13 protein-coding genes, 1 tRNA gene and 1 pseudogene are annotated in these 15,937 nt (G+C 33.5%); 6 read left to right on the forward strand and 9 right to left on the reverse strand.

What is annotated here, in order from left to right; all coding sequences use genetic code 11:
• Position 1: 1 nt before the first annotated feature.
• From P178_RS0106660 to P178_RS0106670, 3 genes are read right to left on the reverse strand one after another with little or no spacing between them, the layout of a single operon-like run.
• On the reverse strand, positions 2-1,684 hold the full coding sequence (locus P178_RS0106660; RefSeq protein ID WP_027065486.1) for a DUF6909 family protein: 1,683 nt from the start codon (positions 1,682-1,684) through the stop codon (positions 2-4).
• Between the two features lie 45 nt (positions 1,685-1,729).
• Positions 1,730-3,235: a GH3 auxin-responsive promoter family protein gene (locus tag P178_RS0106665; protein WP_027065487.1), complete on the reverse strand. Its 1,506-nt coding sequence runs from the start codon at positions 3,233-3,235 to the stop codon at positions 1,730-1,732.
• Positions 3,236-3,241: 6 nt separating this feature from the next.
• Complete coding sequence (locus P178_RS0106670) at positions 3,242-4,114, reverse strand: M23 family metallopeptidase (protein WP_027065488.1); 873 nt, start codon at positions 4,112-4,114, stop codon at positions 3,242-3,244.
• A 562-nt stretch (positions 4,115-4,676) separates the two neighbouring features.
• Here P178_RS0106670 and P178_RS23695 point away from each other — a divergent pair.
• The 4 genes and pseudogenes from P178_RS23695 to P178_RS23675 form a co-directional block, all read left to right on the forward strand.
• Positions 4,677-4,790, forward strand: a pseudogene (locus P178_RS23695) (hypothetical protein); the annotation flags it as partial.
• A 200-nt stretch (positions 4,791-4,990) separates the two neighbouring features.
• On the forward strand, positions 4,991-5,176 hold the full coding sequence (gene tatA, locus P178_RS0106675) for a twin-arginine translocase TatA/TatE family subunit (RefSeq protein ID WP_027065489.1): 186 nt from the start codon (positions 4,991-4,993) through the stop codon (positions 5,174-5,176).
• Positions 5,177-5,508: 332 nt separating this feature from the next.
• Positions 5,509-8,016 (forward strand): OmpA family protein, encoded by a 2,508-nt coding sequence (locus P178_RS0106680; protein ID WP_155941589.1) that lies wholly within the window; start codon positions 5,509-5,511, stop codon positions 8,014-8,016.
• Positions 8,017-8,353: 337 nt separating this feature from the next.
• The gene (locus tag P178_RS23675) at positions 8,354-8,530 is read left to right on the forward strand and encodes a DUF6747 family protein (RefSeq protein WP_177214914.1); all 177 of its coding nucleotides are present in this window, start codon (positions 8,354-8,356) and stop codon (positions 8,528-8,530) included.
• Between the two features lie 104 nt (positions 8,531-8,634).
• Here the strand turns inward: P178_RS23675 and P178_RS0106690 are convergent, their stop codons facing one another.
• The 3 genes from P178_RS0106690 to P178_RS0106700 form a co-directional block, all read right to left on the reverse strand.
• Positions 8,635-9,639 carry a DUF4837 family protein gene (locus P178_RS0106690; RefSeq protein ID WP_027065491.1) on the reverse strand — a complete coding sequence of 335 codons (1,005 nt, stop codon included), beginning with the start codon at positions 9,637-9,639 and terminating at the stop codon, positions 8,635-8,637.
• Between the two features lie 12 nt (positions 9,640-9,651).
• The gene (locus P178_RS0106695; protein WP_027065492.1) at positions 9,652-11,283 is read right to left on the reverse strand and encodes a LysM peptidoglycan-binding domain-containing protein; all 1,632 of its coding nucleotides are present in this window, start codon (positions 11,281-11,283) and stop codon (positions 9,652-9,654) included.
• A gap of 117 nt (positions 11,284-11,400) precedes the next feature.
• Positions 11,401-12,591: a phosphoglycerate kinase gene (locus P178_RS0106700; protein WP_027065493.1), complete on the reverse strand. Its 1,191-nt coding sequence runs from the start codon at positions 12,589-12,591 to the stop codon at positions 11,401-11,403.
• Positions 12,592-12,715: 124 nt separating this feature from the next.
• Between P178_RS0106700 and P178_RS0106705 the strand changes: the two genes are divergently transcribed.
• A complete protein-coding gene (locus P178_RS0106705) occupies positions 12,716-13,876 on the forward strand; it encodes an ATP-binding protein (RefSeq protein ID WP_027065494.1) in 1,161 nt (386 codons plus the stop codon).
• A 9-nt stretch (positions 13,877-13,885) separates the two neighbouring features.
• Positions 13,886-14,284 carry a DoxX family membrane protein gene (locus tag P178_RS0106710; RefSeq protein WP_027065495.1) on the forward strand — a complete coding sequence of 133 codons (399 nt, stop codon included), beginning with the start codon at positions 13,886-13,888 and terminating at the stop codon, positions 14,282-14,284.
• A 100-nt stretch (positions 14,285-14,384) separates the two neighbouring features.
• Here the strand turns inward: P178_RS0106710 and P178_RS0106715 are convergent.
• The 3 genes from P178_RS0106715 to P178_RS0106725 form a co-directional block, all read right to left on the reverse strand.
• Positions 14,385-14,458: transfer RNA gene (locus tag P178_RS0106715), tRNA-Cys, on the reverse strand.
• Between the two features lie 96 nt (positions 14,459-14,554).
• Entirely contained in the window at positions 14,555-14,926 is a 372-nt protein-coding gene (gene folB, locus P178_RS0106720; protein ID WP_027065496.1) for a dihydroneopterin aldolase, read from the reverse strand.
• Between the two features lie 44 nt (positions 14,927-14,970).
• Positions 14,971-15,918 (reverse strand): type IX secretion system membrane protein PorP/SprF, encoded by a 948-nt coding sequence (locus tag P178_RS0106725; RefSeq protein WP_027065497.1) that lies wholly within the window; start codon positions 15,916-15,918, stop codon positions 14,971-14,973.
• Between the last annotated feature and the right edge of the window lie 19 nt (positions 15,919-15,937).

The following is a 15,937-nucleotide window of genomic DNA, read 5'->3' on the forward strand; positions in this document are numbered from 1 at the left end:
TTTATGTATTAAATATTTGCTTTAAAATTTTATCTGTAATAAGATATGTTGGCTTTACTCCTGTTGTACCCAATCCGCCAGACGCTAAAGTACTTCCTGTTTCTAATGGGTTATCCGATGCATAATATGCATAACGCACTTTTACATCTTCACCTATACTCTTTCTTATTTTAGAAGCTGACTGTATTGCTTTCTGATAATGCACACCTTCCATTTCTAAACCAATTACATTCCAAGTTGATTTATGAAAGAACTTAAGAATATCTTTATTTTGAAGTGATGTTCCTAAAACAGTAACCATAGTACCTTCGAAAACCTCTAAACCATAACCTTCAAAGTCTTTAGCACACAATTCATTTTTAAAAGGATAATTATCTGCTGTACCTTCAAAAATATGTGCAGAAGGAATCATTAAATCTCCTTTCCCACCTTCTAGAATACCTGCTTTCCCCATTATTGAAACAGAGTCCACATTTATTAGAGACGGTGCGTTCTTTTTAGTAATATATGGTTTTAACAACTCATCTATGGTTTCATACGCTTGCTCACCAAATGCATAATCCATTACGAATATAACAGGTTTCTTATCAAGCTCCTTTTCAGAAAACTCATATGAGCAATTGTTAACTTTTATTTTAGCGGTGTCAAAAATTTGAACATCAATATTAGTTCCAGAGGTATCATCCATAGAAATCATACCGTTTTTCTCTGCCAAATCAGTAACCTTTTTTCTAAGTGCAGCATTGCCAGTACTACTTAGCGCCTCGTAAATTTCTAAGGAATCTGTATTTGGAAATTCACTTTTTAAAGCAACTTTGGCAAACAATGAATTCATCACACTATGCATATTGGCCGAAATGATATGAATAGGCCTATGTAAAAGATTGTTTTTGGTTAAAACCTCTTTAATATTATTAGCCCACCTTTCTCCATGAATATGGTGACCTAGTCTTTCTCTTAGTAATGCACTAAAAGTAACGGCTCTTTTCTCTCCAGAGATTTCCTCATCTAAAGCCAACTTACCTAACCAATAAATAACATTTAAGAAACGATCAGGATTATTCTTCGTCGAGAATTTTTTATAGACATCTAAAATTTCCTCAAAAGATCTTCCTAAAATGTTTGCCGTATGTATTAGAGCAATTTCTCGTTCCGCTTGAGTCAATTCATCCTTTTGAACTGCACTTTCTAGTTTGGTCCAATCTCTAATGGTTCTATTAGTATCGGTTATTAATACACGATTACATATTTTTTCTGATTCAATAAAAAGAAAAGTTAAGTGTGTTAGAATATCATAGATATCAGACCTACCTCTAGTGATTTCTATATTCATTTGCTCTTCGTCTATACGGTAGCAGTTTCTTCTTCTTTTAGGTGGAATTATTGGATTAATATGAGAAATACCGTAACCTTCATCAGAAGTCAGGTTTATAAACGAACACTGTTCTATACCTTCTGGTAACCTTTCAAGTACATAAATAAGACCATTTAATTCAGCCTTCTCCTCACCAACCGAACCGTATATTTCAGGTCTCAATTGCAGCAATGCATTTTTTAAAGCTTCACCAGAAACTCCGTTAGGTTTATAAAAACCTCTATTAAAAAGATGACGCATAGTAATATACATGCGTTCTATTGCATTTGTAGACTCTTGTGCCCTAGTTGTAGTAATTGCTTTTCCCATTGGTGATTTCAAACAAAATTACGATTTATAATTAGTTATTTAAAACTAGCTGTTTTGCTTCTTAAATTTAGATAGACCATCAACCACTTTACGGTCATTAGATAATCGCTGAACTTTGTTCTGACCTCCAAGCTTCCCAATTGATTTCATGTATTCTAAAAACCCTCCACTTTTAACTGGGGTAACCTTTAGCGTTTGTAAAACTTTACCCACTATCAAATCATAATAATAACTGTTCTGCTTTTGTAGCGCCAAGTCCAATTCTTGAATAAAAAGGGCCATGTTACTAGGTTCTTTTTCAAACTCTATAAACCATTCATGAAAAGGCAATTCATTTTCTTGTGGCGTAATTTGTGGTGCAACGGTAAACTCACTTACACTAGCATCAGTTGCACTGGTTGCTACTAACATTGCCTCTTCTACTTCTTTGGCTATAACATGTTCACCAAATGCTGAAATGAAATGCTTTATACGCCCTGAAACTACTATTTTAAAAGGATAAGCAGAAATAAACCGAATGGTATCACCAAGATTATACGCCCATAACCCTGCATTGGTAGTTATTATCATAACATAATCTACCCCTATTTCTACATCCTTTAAAGTAATTCTTTTAGGGTGCTCACTAAAAAACTCATCAGATTTCACAAATTCATAAAATATTCCTGCATCTAACAACAGTAACATTCCGTTTTCCTTTTGGGAATTTTGGTATGCAAAAAACCCTTCACTTGCAGGAAACAATTCTATACTGGCAACTTTTCTTCCAATTAGTGTTTCAAATTTCTTTCTATATGGTTCATAATTAACACCTCCGTAAATAAAAAGTTCAAAGTTTTTAAATAAATCACCCACATACTCCCCCGTATTTTCTTTCAGCTTCTCAAAATACATCTGAACCCACGAAGGTATGCCCGCAATTACGGTCATATCTTCATTCTTGGTTTCTTCGACTATAGCATTCACTTTGGTTTCCCAATCTTCTATACAATTTGTTTCCCAACTTGGCATTCTATTTTTCTGCAAATAATTAGGAACATAATGTGCTGAAATTCCTGAAAGTCTTCCAAGCTTGACACCGTTTTTTTCTTGTAAAACAGGGCTGCCTTGCAAGAAAATCATTTTACCAGATACAAAATCTGCATTACCAGTTTCGTGTATATAATTTAAAATTGCATTTCTTGATGCTTTTACTTGTTCTTTGATACTACCCTCGGTAATTGGTATGAATTTAGCACCAGAAGTTGTGCCAGAAGTTTTTGCAAAATATAATGGCTTACCTGGCCATAAAATATTTTCTTCTCCCTTGACAGCTAAACTTACATATTCCTTAAGTTCCTCATAATCCCTAATTGGAACTTGGGCTATAAAATCACTATGCGATCGTATTTTACTCAGCTTGTGATCCTTACCAAATTTGGTCGTACTCCCTTTAGAAATAAGTTCTTTAAAAACTTTTTCTTGAGTCTCAATAGGGTTGCTCACCCACTTCACCGTTCTTTTGGCAATGCGATGCGCAAATATTTTAGCAGCAATGGTCTTTAAAGACATTTAATTTTAATTAAAATCAATATAATTTACAGGATCTATAGGTGTTCCATTGTCCCAAATTTCAAAATGAAGGTGTGGTCCAGTGGTAAGTTCACCGGTATTCCCTACCGCGGCAATAACTTCGCCTCCTCTAACTATATTCCCTTGATATTTAGATAATGAGCCATTATGTTTGTATACGCTTAGTAAACCACCTTCATGCTCAATAATTATCACATAACCGGTATCAGCTGTCCATTCAGAAAAGATAACTGTACCATTGGCAATTGCTTTTACCGGACTATCGGTTACAGCAGTGATATCAACAGCATAGTGTTTTTCATTTGGATTAAAATCCATTGAAATTGATCCAGAAACGGGTGTAAATAGAACCAGGTTTTTCTTGTCAATAGTTCGTTCAAACAAATTGTACTTGTCCTCAAGCGCAACTTCAGCTCTTAATAAGGAATCTTCCTTTATAGGGGTAAGGTCTACAGATGCCGGATCTAATTTAAATTGTTGAAATAGAGAATCTCTATTTACTACCGTATTTTCTATATCACCCTTTAAAACCATACGTACGTTATCTAAATACTTATTGGTATAATTTAAGGTTCTAATTAGAGAGTCTGTTTTATAGGTTAACTCTGTAGCTTCTCTTTTTAATCTCGTTGAGGAATATCCCGGAATATATTCACGTAATGGTGTAAAAGCAATTAACAAGGTAGTTAAGCCAATTAAAGTAATCATAAAAAGAGACCCAGTTACAAAAACATTGAGTCTGCTTAATTTAAATGATATCTTTTCTTCAAAAGTACTTTCATTCAATATTACCAAACGGTACTTATGAAGTAACTTTCGTTTTATTTCTTTACGTTTTTTGACTTTTTTCTTGGCCATCCTAACAAAGATAAACTTAGAATTTAATTATGACAGTCTTTAAAAGTAATTATTAAAAAGACTAGTTCAATTTTTCTTAACTTAAGTTTTATACGCTTTCTGGTTTACAGTAAAATTAATTATATTTTATCCTAAAAAGCTATCATGATAAAGTCCAGGTTTGTTGCCAACAATTATAATGAGAAACTCAAATATCACAACACATAAAGCGTTTCTTGCATCATTTTTTATTTTCAACGGTAAACTTATTCAGAATACAGACTAAATCTTATCACACAATTATAAATTATGGCTCTATGTAGCGAATATGTTGATGCAAGTATTATTATTACAATAAAGTGTATTCAACTTTGATGAGAATATTATTTATAAAATCGAGAAATGCAAGTTGTTATCTTATTTACTTTCAATAAATAAGTGATTGGTATAATGTACAATATTCTTCCAATTGCTCACAAATTAAAGATGCTCCTACTTAAATATTAGCACCACAACAAAACAGCCAACAATCACGACCTTACCTCAAGTGGTTATTCGTTATTAAAAAAGTTTTCAATTAAATCCACAATTCAATTTGGGTCATGTATATGATTTAACAACGAACAACTTAGGTACTTATCACTCTGGAACTCATGAGATTTTTCTTTGTTTTCAATTAATATCTAATATTATGTGAATTAAATCAACTCGTTTCCTTTAAATAAAAAAATATACCATTACGTATTATGTTAATAATCACAGGCTCTTAATACCCATTTTACAGTAATAAAAGAGGTTCGGATTTAGAATTTTAAATAAATTTCACTTGCCTTTAATATTAACACCAAACTAATAACTTTTTAGTATCTTTGAAATCTATTCATAAATTATAGTCTTATGACAATTTTATCTACTTTTTTAGCTATAGGTGCCCCGCAAATAATTCTAGTAGTAGTGGTTATACTACTATTATTCGGAGGAAAAAAAATCCCTGAACTTATGAGAGGTTTAGGAAGTGGGATTAAAGAATTTAAAGACGCATCCAAAGAAGATGAACAATTAGAAGAAAAGAAAAAGGATTAAATCCAATTTTTCTACTTATAAAATTATAAAGTCCTGTATTTCAGGACTTTTTTTATGCGTATACTTCTTCCACATTCAACATCTTACTTTCTATGGTAATTACTTCTCTACAAAACTCTCAAAATATCCGTTAAACGGTACCATCTAGAACAATGAGGCTACTAATTATCATACTTACACGACAAAAAATCCCTCTTTCACAACAATAAGTATTTAGAATATCGCTTTACGGCTAATTTCGTTAGACATATAGTACTAAAAATCTATTAATAACCGTTGGTATTATACTTAAAACCCCTGTTGAGCGTAAAGCTTAGCTTAGAATTATGTCTATGAGAAGTGTATTAAACTTATTTTTTCTGGTCTTTATCATATTTGCCCAAGCTCAAAACATTCAAGGTGAATTTGTGACAGATGTATCCACCAATACTGATACGTCTCTAGATTCTGAGTTTGCAGAAAACGATAAAAAGGAATTCCAAAAAGCGGCAGAATCTATTGCTATTCCATACAGAGCTTTTCAAAATATTGAAAGCACAGAAAATGGATATTACGTAATTGCCGGAACCTTCTCTAAAAGCAGAAATTTAAAATCACAAGTAAAGAAACTAAATAAAAAAGGATTCGATGCAGGATATTTTCAAAATCCTCAAAACGAATTATACTATTTATATCTAAACCATTATACTTCTTGGAAAGATGCTTTAAACGATTGTTCAACAAAATTTGACAACCGTTATGAAGATGAAGTTTGGGTTCTTAAAATGTTAAACGGCGAAAGCGAAATAGTTGAAGACATTAATTCAATAGTTGTTGAATCTGAACCAATTGAAAATACAAATTTGACAGTTTTTGAAACCGAATCTGTTGATGACACCAATGCAATACCTGTTGAAGATGTTACTTATAATATGTTAAGTGAAGCTAAAGACAATAGTCCAGAAGCGAAAACCAAACTGATAAAAAGAGCAGATGAATATTTTGATAAAATGTGGTATGCAGAAGCTGCAAAATTATATGAGCAAGCTTTGTCTAAGGGAGAAAAAGCATATTCATATGATGTATTAAAAAAAGCTGGCGATGCGCACTACTTTAATACGGATATGGAAAATGCGTATAAATGGTACAACACTCTTTATACGAAATATGAATCTGAAATGAGTTCTGACTACTTATTTAAGTATGCACACTCTCTTAAAGGAATTGGAAACTATAAAAGGTCTAAGCGACTTTTAAAGTTATACAACAAGAAATTAGCTGGCGAAGAGATTGAGCCAGTTACAAAACAAAATGAAATTGTATTGGACGGACTTTTACGAATGGAAGAAAAGTTTGATATAAAGAACATTAATATCAACTCAAAATATTCTGAATTTTCTCCAATGTATTATAATGGAGACCAAGTGGTTTATGCATCTGCAAAAGATTCATCCATATTTACAACTAGAAAGTACAAATGGAACAATCAGCCTTACTTAGATTTATTCGTTGCTAAAGTAAATGAAGAATCTCAAGACTTTAAAGATGCTATTAAATTTTCTAAAAAGATAAATACAAAATACCATGAAGCATCTGTAGCGTTTTCTCCAGATAACGAGACGATGTATTTTACCAGAAATAATTATGGTAAAAAATTAAAACGTGATAAAAACGGAATTAACCACCTTAAAATATACCGCTCTAAAAAAGTAAATGGTGAGTGGTTAGAAGCAGAAGAAGTATCATTTAATAGTGATGATTACTCAACCGGTCACCCAGCACTAAGTAAAGATGGTAAGCAGTTATACTTTGTATCGGATATGCCAGGTAGTATAGGTGAAACAGATATTTTTGTTGTAGATGTACTAGAAGATGGTTCATTCTCTTCTCCTAGAAACCTTGGTCCTGAAATAAACACGGAACATAAAGAAATGTTCCCTTTTATAAATGATAAAAAATTATACTTTTCATCTGACGGTCATGTAGGATTAGGTGGATTAGATGTCTTTGAAGTTGCCTTTGATGACGAAGATGGCTTTTTAGAAGTACGTAATGTAGGTAAGCCTGTAAATAGTAAAAAAGATGATTTTTCTTTCATAGTAAATGAAGAAACTCAAAAAGGATACTTTGCCTCTAACCGTGATGGTGGTAAAGGAGATGATGATATTTACTCTTTTAAAACATTACAGGTTGAAGAAATACCGACCAGTATTAATGCCATATCTGGTATAGTAACAGAACTGATTACTGGAGATTTAATGCCGAACGCTTTAGTACAGTTATTGGATGAGAACAACATTAAACTTAAAGAAATGGAGACCGACGAGAACGGTAACTTTATTTTCGAAGATTTAGACGCAGATACTAGGTATGTATTAAAAACAACTAAAGGATCTTACTTTGATGACACTAGGGAAGCTGCCACGAAGGAGAATGAGATTGTTAATGTAGATGTTTCCATGAGAAAACTTAATGATATGATTGCTGTTGAAAATGGCATCAAGAAACTTAAGACAGAGATGATTCACTTTAATTTCGATAAATCTTATATACGAACAGATGCAGCCTTAGAACTTGATAAGTTAGTTGCTGTAATGAACGACTCTCCAAACATGGTAATTAAAATTGAATCTCATACGGATTCTAGGGGTGATGCAGTCTATAACAAGTATTTATCTGACAAGCGTGCTAAATCTACTAGAGACTATATTATAGCGCAGGGTATAGACCCATCTAGAATAGAAAGTGCAATTGGATATGGAGAAGAACAGTTACTTAACAACTGTGATGGAACAGTACGTTGTACAGAAGAGCAGCACTACCTTAACCGTAGATCAGAATTCATTATTGTAAATATGTAATATAAAAATTAGGTATCATAAAAGACCCGCAAATTGGCGGGTCTTTTTGTTTTATATAAATCTGATTTTAATGCTTACAATGATTCTAACTAGATAGCACAGCATTATAAGTATCTGGTGATCAATGTATACGGCTTCCGTTAATCCTATATTATAAACTACTTATCGACTTTCATAAATTAGCCTACGTTGTAGTTTACCTGCCTAATTTACCGTTCATAGAATTTCAATTTAACTACGTACATTTTATAGAGTAAATTATCCTTTTAACTGATCTATTCAATAAAGGCACTAATAATCAACAACTTTACCCCAAGCAACAACTAAATTATTGAAAATGGAAAAAATTACTCTAGTCAAAGAAATTTATACAGAAGCCTTTAAAAATTGGAAAAGTTTTATTTTAGAAAATTACTTTAAGATATTCTCTTGGTCATGTTTCTTGTTAATTGCTTTTGCAGCATATGCATTAATCTATAGAGTGTCAACAGGGTTTTCATTCAGTAATTTATAAGTAATTATAAAACATAAAGGTGTACCAAGTTATTCTACACCGATCCACATAAAAAAGGCTCAGGAATTTCCTGAGCCTTTTACATTTACTATATTTTAATTAAGTTATTTCTCTTTTTCCCCAACATTGAACCGAACAGACTTCATTATTGCTTCTAGCTCGAACATGTAATCTCTCTTTTTAGTAGCTGGAGCAAAAACAAAACCTTCAAGAATTAACTTACGGTTGTTCTCTTTATCGTTGATAATATAGGTTAAAAAAGGACCTGCCATAGGGTAAGCGGACATTTCCCAAATACCCCTTGCCTCTGCTGCCTTTTTTCCTGAAACCTCAGCAGGGAAGACATATGGAGAAAAAGCCTTTTCGGTAACCATATGATTCTTCTTGCCAGGTATATCTTCACCACCTATGTAAAGTTCACCAATAGAATCTCGCATTCTAATAATGTCTTGTACAAAGGTAGAATCGTTTTTAAAGCTATCCCATGGCATGGTATAGGCGATAATATTCATGTTTCCCTTTTGAATCTGACGATCTATCCACACAAAGTTATCTTCTTCTCTTCCCACTCTATATATAGATGGGATTTTCATGGAAATATCAAATTTATTTTGAAATGCTTTTTCTTTACTTAAAGACTTTTCAAATCGCTTTTGAGCTTTTCCAATTTCTAATTCTTTAAAATCAGCAATAAACTCAGGAGCAGTTTTGTTAATATTTGTAATTAGTTCTTCTTTATCTCGCCCCTTTATTACACCTACCTTTTGTGGTTTGGAGTACATATTGGACTTCATGTGGGCCACATTTAAAGTGTCTTCCATTACATATAAAACAGAACTAGTATTACGAATAGATCCTGAAAAAATTTGTTGCGGAATCTGTGTAACACTAAATAGCGCTTCATCCCAAGTTAATCCTTGAGCTGCTGCCGTGTAATTCTCACGAATGGCATCACCTACGCTACTATTCCAAAGATCATTGTCTATAACTACCGTTAAAGTATTCATAGCGCCTACAGATTCTGGAAGATAATCTGCTTTGCCTTCTTCTTTACAGGCAATTGACAATCCTAAAATTGCTAAAAAACAAAGTAAAATTCTTTTTTTCATTGGTATTTTGGTTTACGATGAACAGTCGCACAATTTAAGTTTTGTGCCCGGTTTTAAGTTATTACCACTAATACCGTTCCACTTTCGTAAATTTTCAATACTTACACCAGGATATTTTCTAGAAATAGTCCATAATGAATCTCCACTTCTTACTTCGTGTGTTTTTGAATTATTGGCAACTGCAGTCCTAGATGGTGTTTCCCTAGGTTTTACTGATGAAGTATTATTCTTTCTTGGGTATACTGTAAGTCGTTGTCCAATACGTAAATTATTACTACGTAAACCATTCCATTGTTTCAATTGGCTTACACGTACCCCAAAGCGCTCAGCAATTTTTCCAAGAAAATCACCATCCTTTACTCTATATCGAATACTGTTTTCGCTTGCTTGCTTTGTTATTTCTGCAATAGGGCTTTCCTTACTCTTTAATTCTTTTTCAACATGTGCATATATAGCCTCTTCATTGGCAACAAACTTCCCCATTTTATGAACGGGTAGTCTTAATGCATGTATTTTTCCCTCTACAAAAGGGATTACATCTAACTTATAATGAGGATTTAAAACTGTAAGTTCCTCCTTATCTATATCCGTTAGTTCAGAAATCTGATCAAATGTAATAAGACTCTTTACGTGAATGGTATCTGTTTCAAAATAAGCGCGATCTGCTTTTTTTGCTTTTAGACCATGTTCCTCTGCATATTCGAAAATATACATTGTTGCTTGAAAAGCTGGAACATAACCAGCTGTTTCTCTAGGCAGGTTGTGTCTAATATTCCAATAATTTCTTTTTCCGCCACTTCTACGAATAGCTTTGTTTACATTACCAGGTCCAGAATTATAAGCTGCCAATGCCAAATCCCAATCATTATATATTCTATGTAATCTATTTAAGTAGTTAGCAGCTGCTGCAGTAGATTTAATAGGGTCACTACGCTCATCTACATAGCTGTTGATGTTTAATTTCATCTCTTTACCTGTACCATACATAAATTGCCATAGTCCCGTTGCCCCTACTCTAGAACGTGCCTTAGGGTTCAAAGCCGACTCAACAATAGATAAATATTTCATTTCTAATGGAATATTCTTATTGTCGAATTCTTGTTCAAATAAAGGAAAGTAAAATTGGCTAATGGTGAGCATACGTTCCATTAAACCTCTTTTTCTAGTTAAAAAAGATTTAATAACGCTTTCTAAAGATTTATTGTATTCTACATTAAATGGCGTCTTTGCGTTTAATTTTGCCAAACGCATTTTTAATGTATCTGTCGGAAGATCAAAAACGATAGTAGAAGCTGTGTCTAACTCCATTACCTCTTGATACATTTCATCAAAAAGAGGTGCGGCATCAACAAGTTCTTTCATCCATAGACTATCAAACTTTGCTGCCAGTTCATTATCCTGAAGATTATAGGAAGATGCCTCTGTTTCTTTAAATAATACTAATTTTTCAGTTTTGGAACCTTGTACAACATCTAATTGATTTAATGGCACTACACTGTTTAGTGAGTCATTTACAACTACAATATTGGTATTTAAGGAATCTGAGACAGTAGCAATAGGATTCGTCTGCTGAGCTGATCCTAAGATGGGAACCAGTGCTAATCCTAAAAAATAAAAACAATTATAGGTTACTTTATTTATCATGGGGCGAAAATATGTTAACGGAACAAACGAAAATCGTACATTTTTTAATGAGAATAAAATATATTCTCTTAAAATGCACAAATTTTCGTTATATGCCGTTTGTCGATAACGCCTTTACTATGCTAATATTGCAGCGATACCTGGTAAGGTTTTACCTTCTAAACTTTCTAACATTGCACCTCCGCCTGTTGATACATAACTAACTTTGTCCTCGAAGCCAAATTGTTTCACGGCAGCAACAGAATCTCCACCACCAACTAATGAAAAAGAACCTGCTTTAGTAGCTTCTGCAATATAATTACCTACAGCTATAGTTCCGGCAGCAAATTTTTCCATTTCAAAAACTCCGATTGGTCCGTTCCAAAGAATTGTTTTAGAAGCTAGAATTACTTTTTTGAAATTCTGCAAAGTATCTGGGCCAGCATCTAAACCTTGCCAACCATCTGGTATTTTGTCTACATCTACCACTTGTGTGTTTGCATTCGCATCAAAAGCATCAGCAGCAATTACATCTACAGGAATATGAACGTTCACTCCTTTTTGCTTCGCTTTTTCAAGAATCTCCATAGCAAGTTCCATCTTATCATCTTCACAGATAGAATCCCCTACTTTGCCACCTTGAGCTTTAATAAAGGTGTACGTCATTCCTCCTCCAATAATCAAATCATCTACTTTATCAAGTATATTTTCAATTATGGTAATTTTAGAAGAAACTTTTGCACCCCCTAATATTGCCAAAACCGGTTTGTCTCCCGTAGCCATTACTTTTTCAATAGCTTCTATTTCCTTCGCTAGTAAATAGCCAAAACATTTAGCGTCTGGGAAAAACTTAGCTACTACAGTAGTAGAAGCGTGTGCACGGTGTGCTGTACCAAAGGCATCATTAACATATATGTCTCCAAGTTTTGAAAGCTTTTCAGCAAAAGCTTCATCACCCTTTTCTTCTTCGCTATAATATCTAAGGTTCTCTAATAAAAGTACCTCTCCGTTCTTTAATTCGGCAACTGCTTTTTCAGCTTCTTCACCAACACAGTCTCCAACAAACTTTACGGTTACTCCTATTATTGCCGATACAGCATCTACAATGTGACTTAAGGACAAATCTGGATTACGTTCTCCTTTTGGTCTTCCTAAATGACTCATAAGTACAGCGCTACCACCGTCTTCCAGAACTTTAATAATAGTAGGTTTAGCAGCCTCTATTCTATTTGTATCCGTTACTTCAAATTTGTCATTTAATGGAACATTAAAGTCCACTCTTATTAACGCCTTTTTATTTTCAAAATTAAAGTCATTCAGTACTTTCATGTGATTTTCCTTTTATTAAGTAGCAAATGTAAAGATTAAAAGGCTTGGGGTAAAGTGCTAAATAGGATAATTTACACCTAATACCATTAAATTTGTTGTGCTTTAAACAACTATATTTGAATCTATGTTATTCAATGATATTCTAGGACTTTCTCATATTAAAAACCACTTATCTTCAAGTGCAGATGCTGGTAGAATACCTCATGCGCAATTATTTGTGGGTCCAGAAGGCTGTGGCCTTCTGCCTATGGCTTTGGCCTACGCTCAATATGTTATTTGCCAAAACGCGAATGGAGAAAACAATGGTGGAAATGAAGCCTGCAATTTAAAATTCAAGTCATTTGCACATCCAGATGTACATTTTGCATTTCCAGTATCTAATTCTGATAGAGTAAAATCTCATGCCGTTAGCAATCATTACATGAAAGAATGGCGAGAGTTTATCTTAGAACAACCTTACGGAAACCTTTTTGACTGGTATCGCCATATTGAAATAGAAAAAAAACAAGGACAAATTGGTGTTGATGAAGCACAGGATATTGTAAAGAAGCTGTCTTTAAAATCATATGAAGGTGGTTACAAGGTGATGTTGATCTGGATGGCTGAAAAAATGAACACAGCAGCTTCAAATAAACTATTGAAACTTATAGAAGAACCGCCAGATAAAACCATTTTCTTACTGTTGTGTGAAGATGAAGAGCAGATTATACAAACTATAAAATCTAGATGTCAAGTAGTTCATTTTCCTCCTTTGGCAGAAGACACCATTGCAAATGCTTTAATTGAAAAAGGTGCCGCTAAACCAGAAGCAATGCGTCTTGCGCATGAAGCTAACGGTAACTTTAACAAAGCTCTTGATCTTTTAAATAACGATTCTGAAGATTTAGTGTTCGAAAACTGGTTTGTGCAATGGGTGCGCACTGCATTCAAAGCAAAAGGTAATAAGGCAGCTATTCATGAATTGTTATTATGGAGCGAAGAAGTTGCAAAAACAGGTAGAGAGACACAAAAGAACTTCTTGAGCTATTGCATAACTGTCATGAGGCAAGCCCTAATGATTAATTATGGAGCAGAAGAACTCGCATATCTAAAAATTCACGCAGAAGGATTTCAATTAAAAAAGTTTGCGCCTTTTGTGCATGAAAACAATATTTTAGATATCACCAAAGAATTAGAGGATGCCATATATCATGTAGAAAGAAATGGAAATTCAAAAATAATTTTTACCGATCTTTCTATTAAACTAACACGATTACTTCACAGAAAAAAATCTGAACTTAAATAAACCACCAATATGAATGCAGTTTTGAATAATGCCACTGAAATATTATTATTATTGTTTTTGATTATCACTTTTTTACAAAGTGGCTTTGATAAAATTACAGATTGGAACGGCAATATTTCTTGGTTAAAAGGACATTTTTCTGAAACACCATTTAAAAATATTGTTCCGTTATTAGTAGGCATAATATTGGTTACGGAGGTTGTAGCCGGTTTACTTTGTGTTGTTGGAATCTATCAAATTCTAAGTTCTGGAGCAACGGAATTTGCATTCTATGGCGCAATTCTATCTAGTATAACATTACTTATGTTGTTATTTGGGCAAAGAATTGCCAAAGATTACGAAGGTGCTAAAACCATTGCAGTATATTTTATACCCACCATTATACTGGTATTCCTTTTGCAAGCTTAGAAACTTCTTTTTTCAAGAGCAGAAAACTGACTTAATAATTCGCGGAATCATTTTATTCACAAATGATAAGAAACAAAAAACCCTCCTAATTGGAGGGTTTTGGAGGCATCGAGCGGATTCGAACCGCTGTACAAGCTTTTGCAGAGCTGTGCCTAGCCACTCGGCCACGATGCCATTTTTAAGCGAGAGCAAAAATAAACAATTATCCCAATCTAAGCTGCATTCAAAACCAAGAAATTATAGGAAATATGATATTTAAGGTCTAACGCCTTAGTTTACTGTTTGTCCTCTTTGTAAATTCAATGATACAGTTACCTTTTCTACATCCCCATTAATAGGTGGATTAATTTTAGAAACAGAAACTGTTGCGGTATCTACCGTTGGAAGTTCAATGAATATACGATCAATGATTCTTTTGGCTACGTGCTCTAACAACTTAGATGGTATTGCCATTTCTTGCTTTACTATCCGATTGATATGTACGTAATCTACCGTGTCTTTTAATTGATCGGAGACAGAAGCTGTCAGTAAATCTGTATCTACAGAAACATTGACTAAATAGTCACTGCCAATATTCGTTTCTTCAGCCAAACACCCATGATGGGCATATGCTTTTATATTCTCTAATTGTACTTTACCCATTTGCTATTTTCTGGAGAACAAACTTAATGAATCTCCATGAAGGATTAATACGTACAACGACAATTACTGATACCTTGAAATAAATCTACCCCTAAGGTGATTACGTGGGTACCTGAACTATAACCAAGTAGTTCGTTTAGAATTACCTGATATGAATATCCGAAGTAAAAATTACTCTTCTTTAAACCTGCTATTGGAGCAATATAAAGCGGATTACCAATTTGGTCATTTAAGAAACGATAGTTGATACCTGCATAGAAATAATCTTCAAAATCGTAGAATCTGAATTTCAAGTTTAAATCGGTAACAGAACGCCCATCACTTTCAAACAATTGAAATAACACAGAAGGCTCAATTTCCATCTTACTGGTTCTTTTCTTCATGTATCTGTAACCCGTATAAACGTAATAGTTTCTTAATCTATTAGGCTCATATAAAGCGTTGAAATTACTTAAATCCTTATCTAAAATATTAGATGCATTAACACTGAAATAGAATTTATCATACCTGTACAACACCCCTAAATCAAAGTTATGGTTTGTTGTAGCCTTATCACCAACATAAGAAGGATCGGCAACTAAATCTGGATTTGTATTATCAATTCTAAACTGGTTAAAGTTATATGAAATACCGAAAGACAAAAATTCATCATCATAACGGTCTAAAGTAAGGTGGTGCGCAAAAGAAAACCTTGCTCCTTGTTGCTTTGTTTCACCATTACTATCATTATATAATAACGTACCAATACCAGATTTTTCTCCAATTCGCATATCTGCAGCTAGAGATTGGGTATCAGGTGCATCTTTTATACCTACCCATTGTGTAAGTCCGTTAAGTCTTATTTTAACGTGGTCACCAATACCTGCGTATGTAGGTGACATTACAAAAGGGTTATCAGCAAGGTATTGAGATAATTGAGGTATCGTAAGCTCCTGCCCTCTAAGGGAGAAAACGCTTATAAATAATACCAATGTCAATAAACTGTTCCGCATCATCATTTTTAGGTTAAGT

The sequence above is a fragment of the Maribacter sp. Hel_I_7 genome, from assembly GCF_000688315.1.
In the GTDB taxonomy this organism is placed as follows: domain Bacteria; phylum Bacteroidota; class Bacteroidia; order Flavobacteriales; family Flavobacteriaceae; genus Maribacter; species Maribacter stanieri.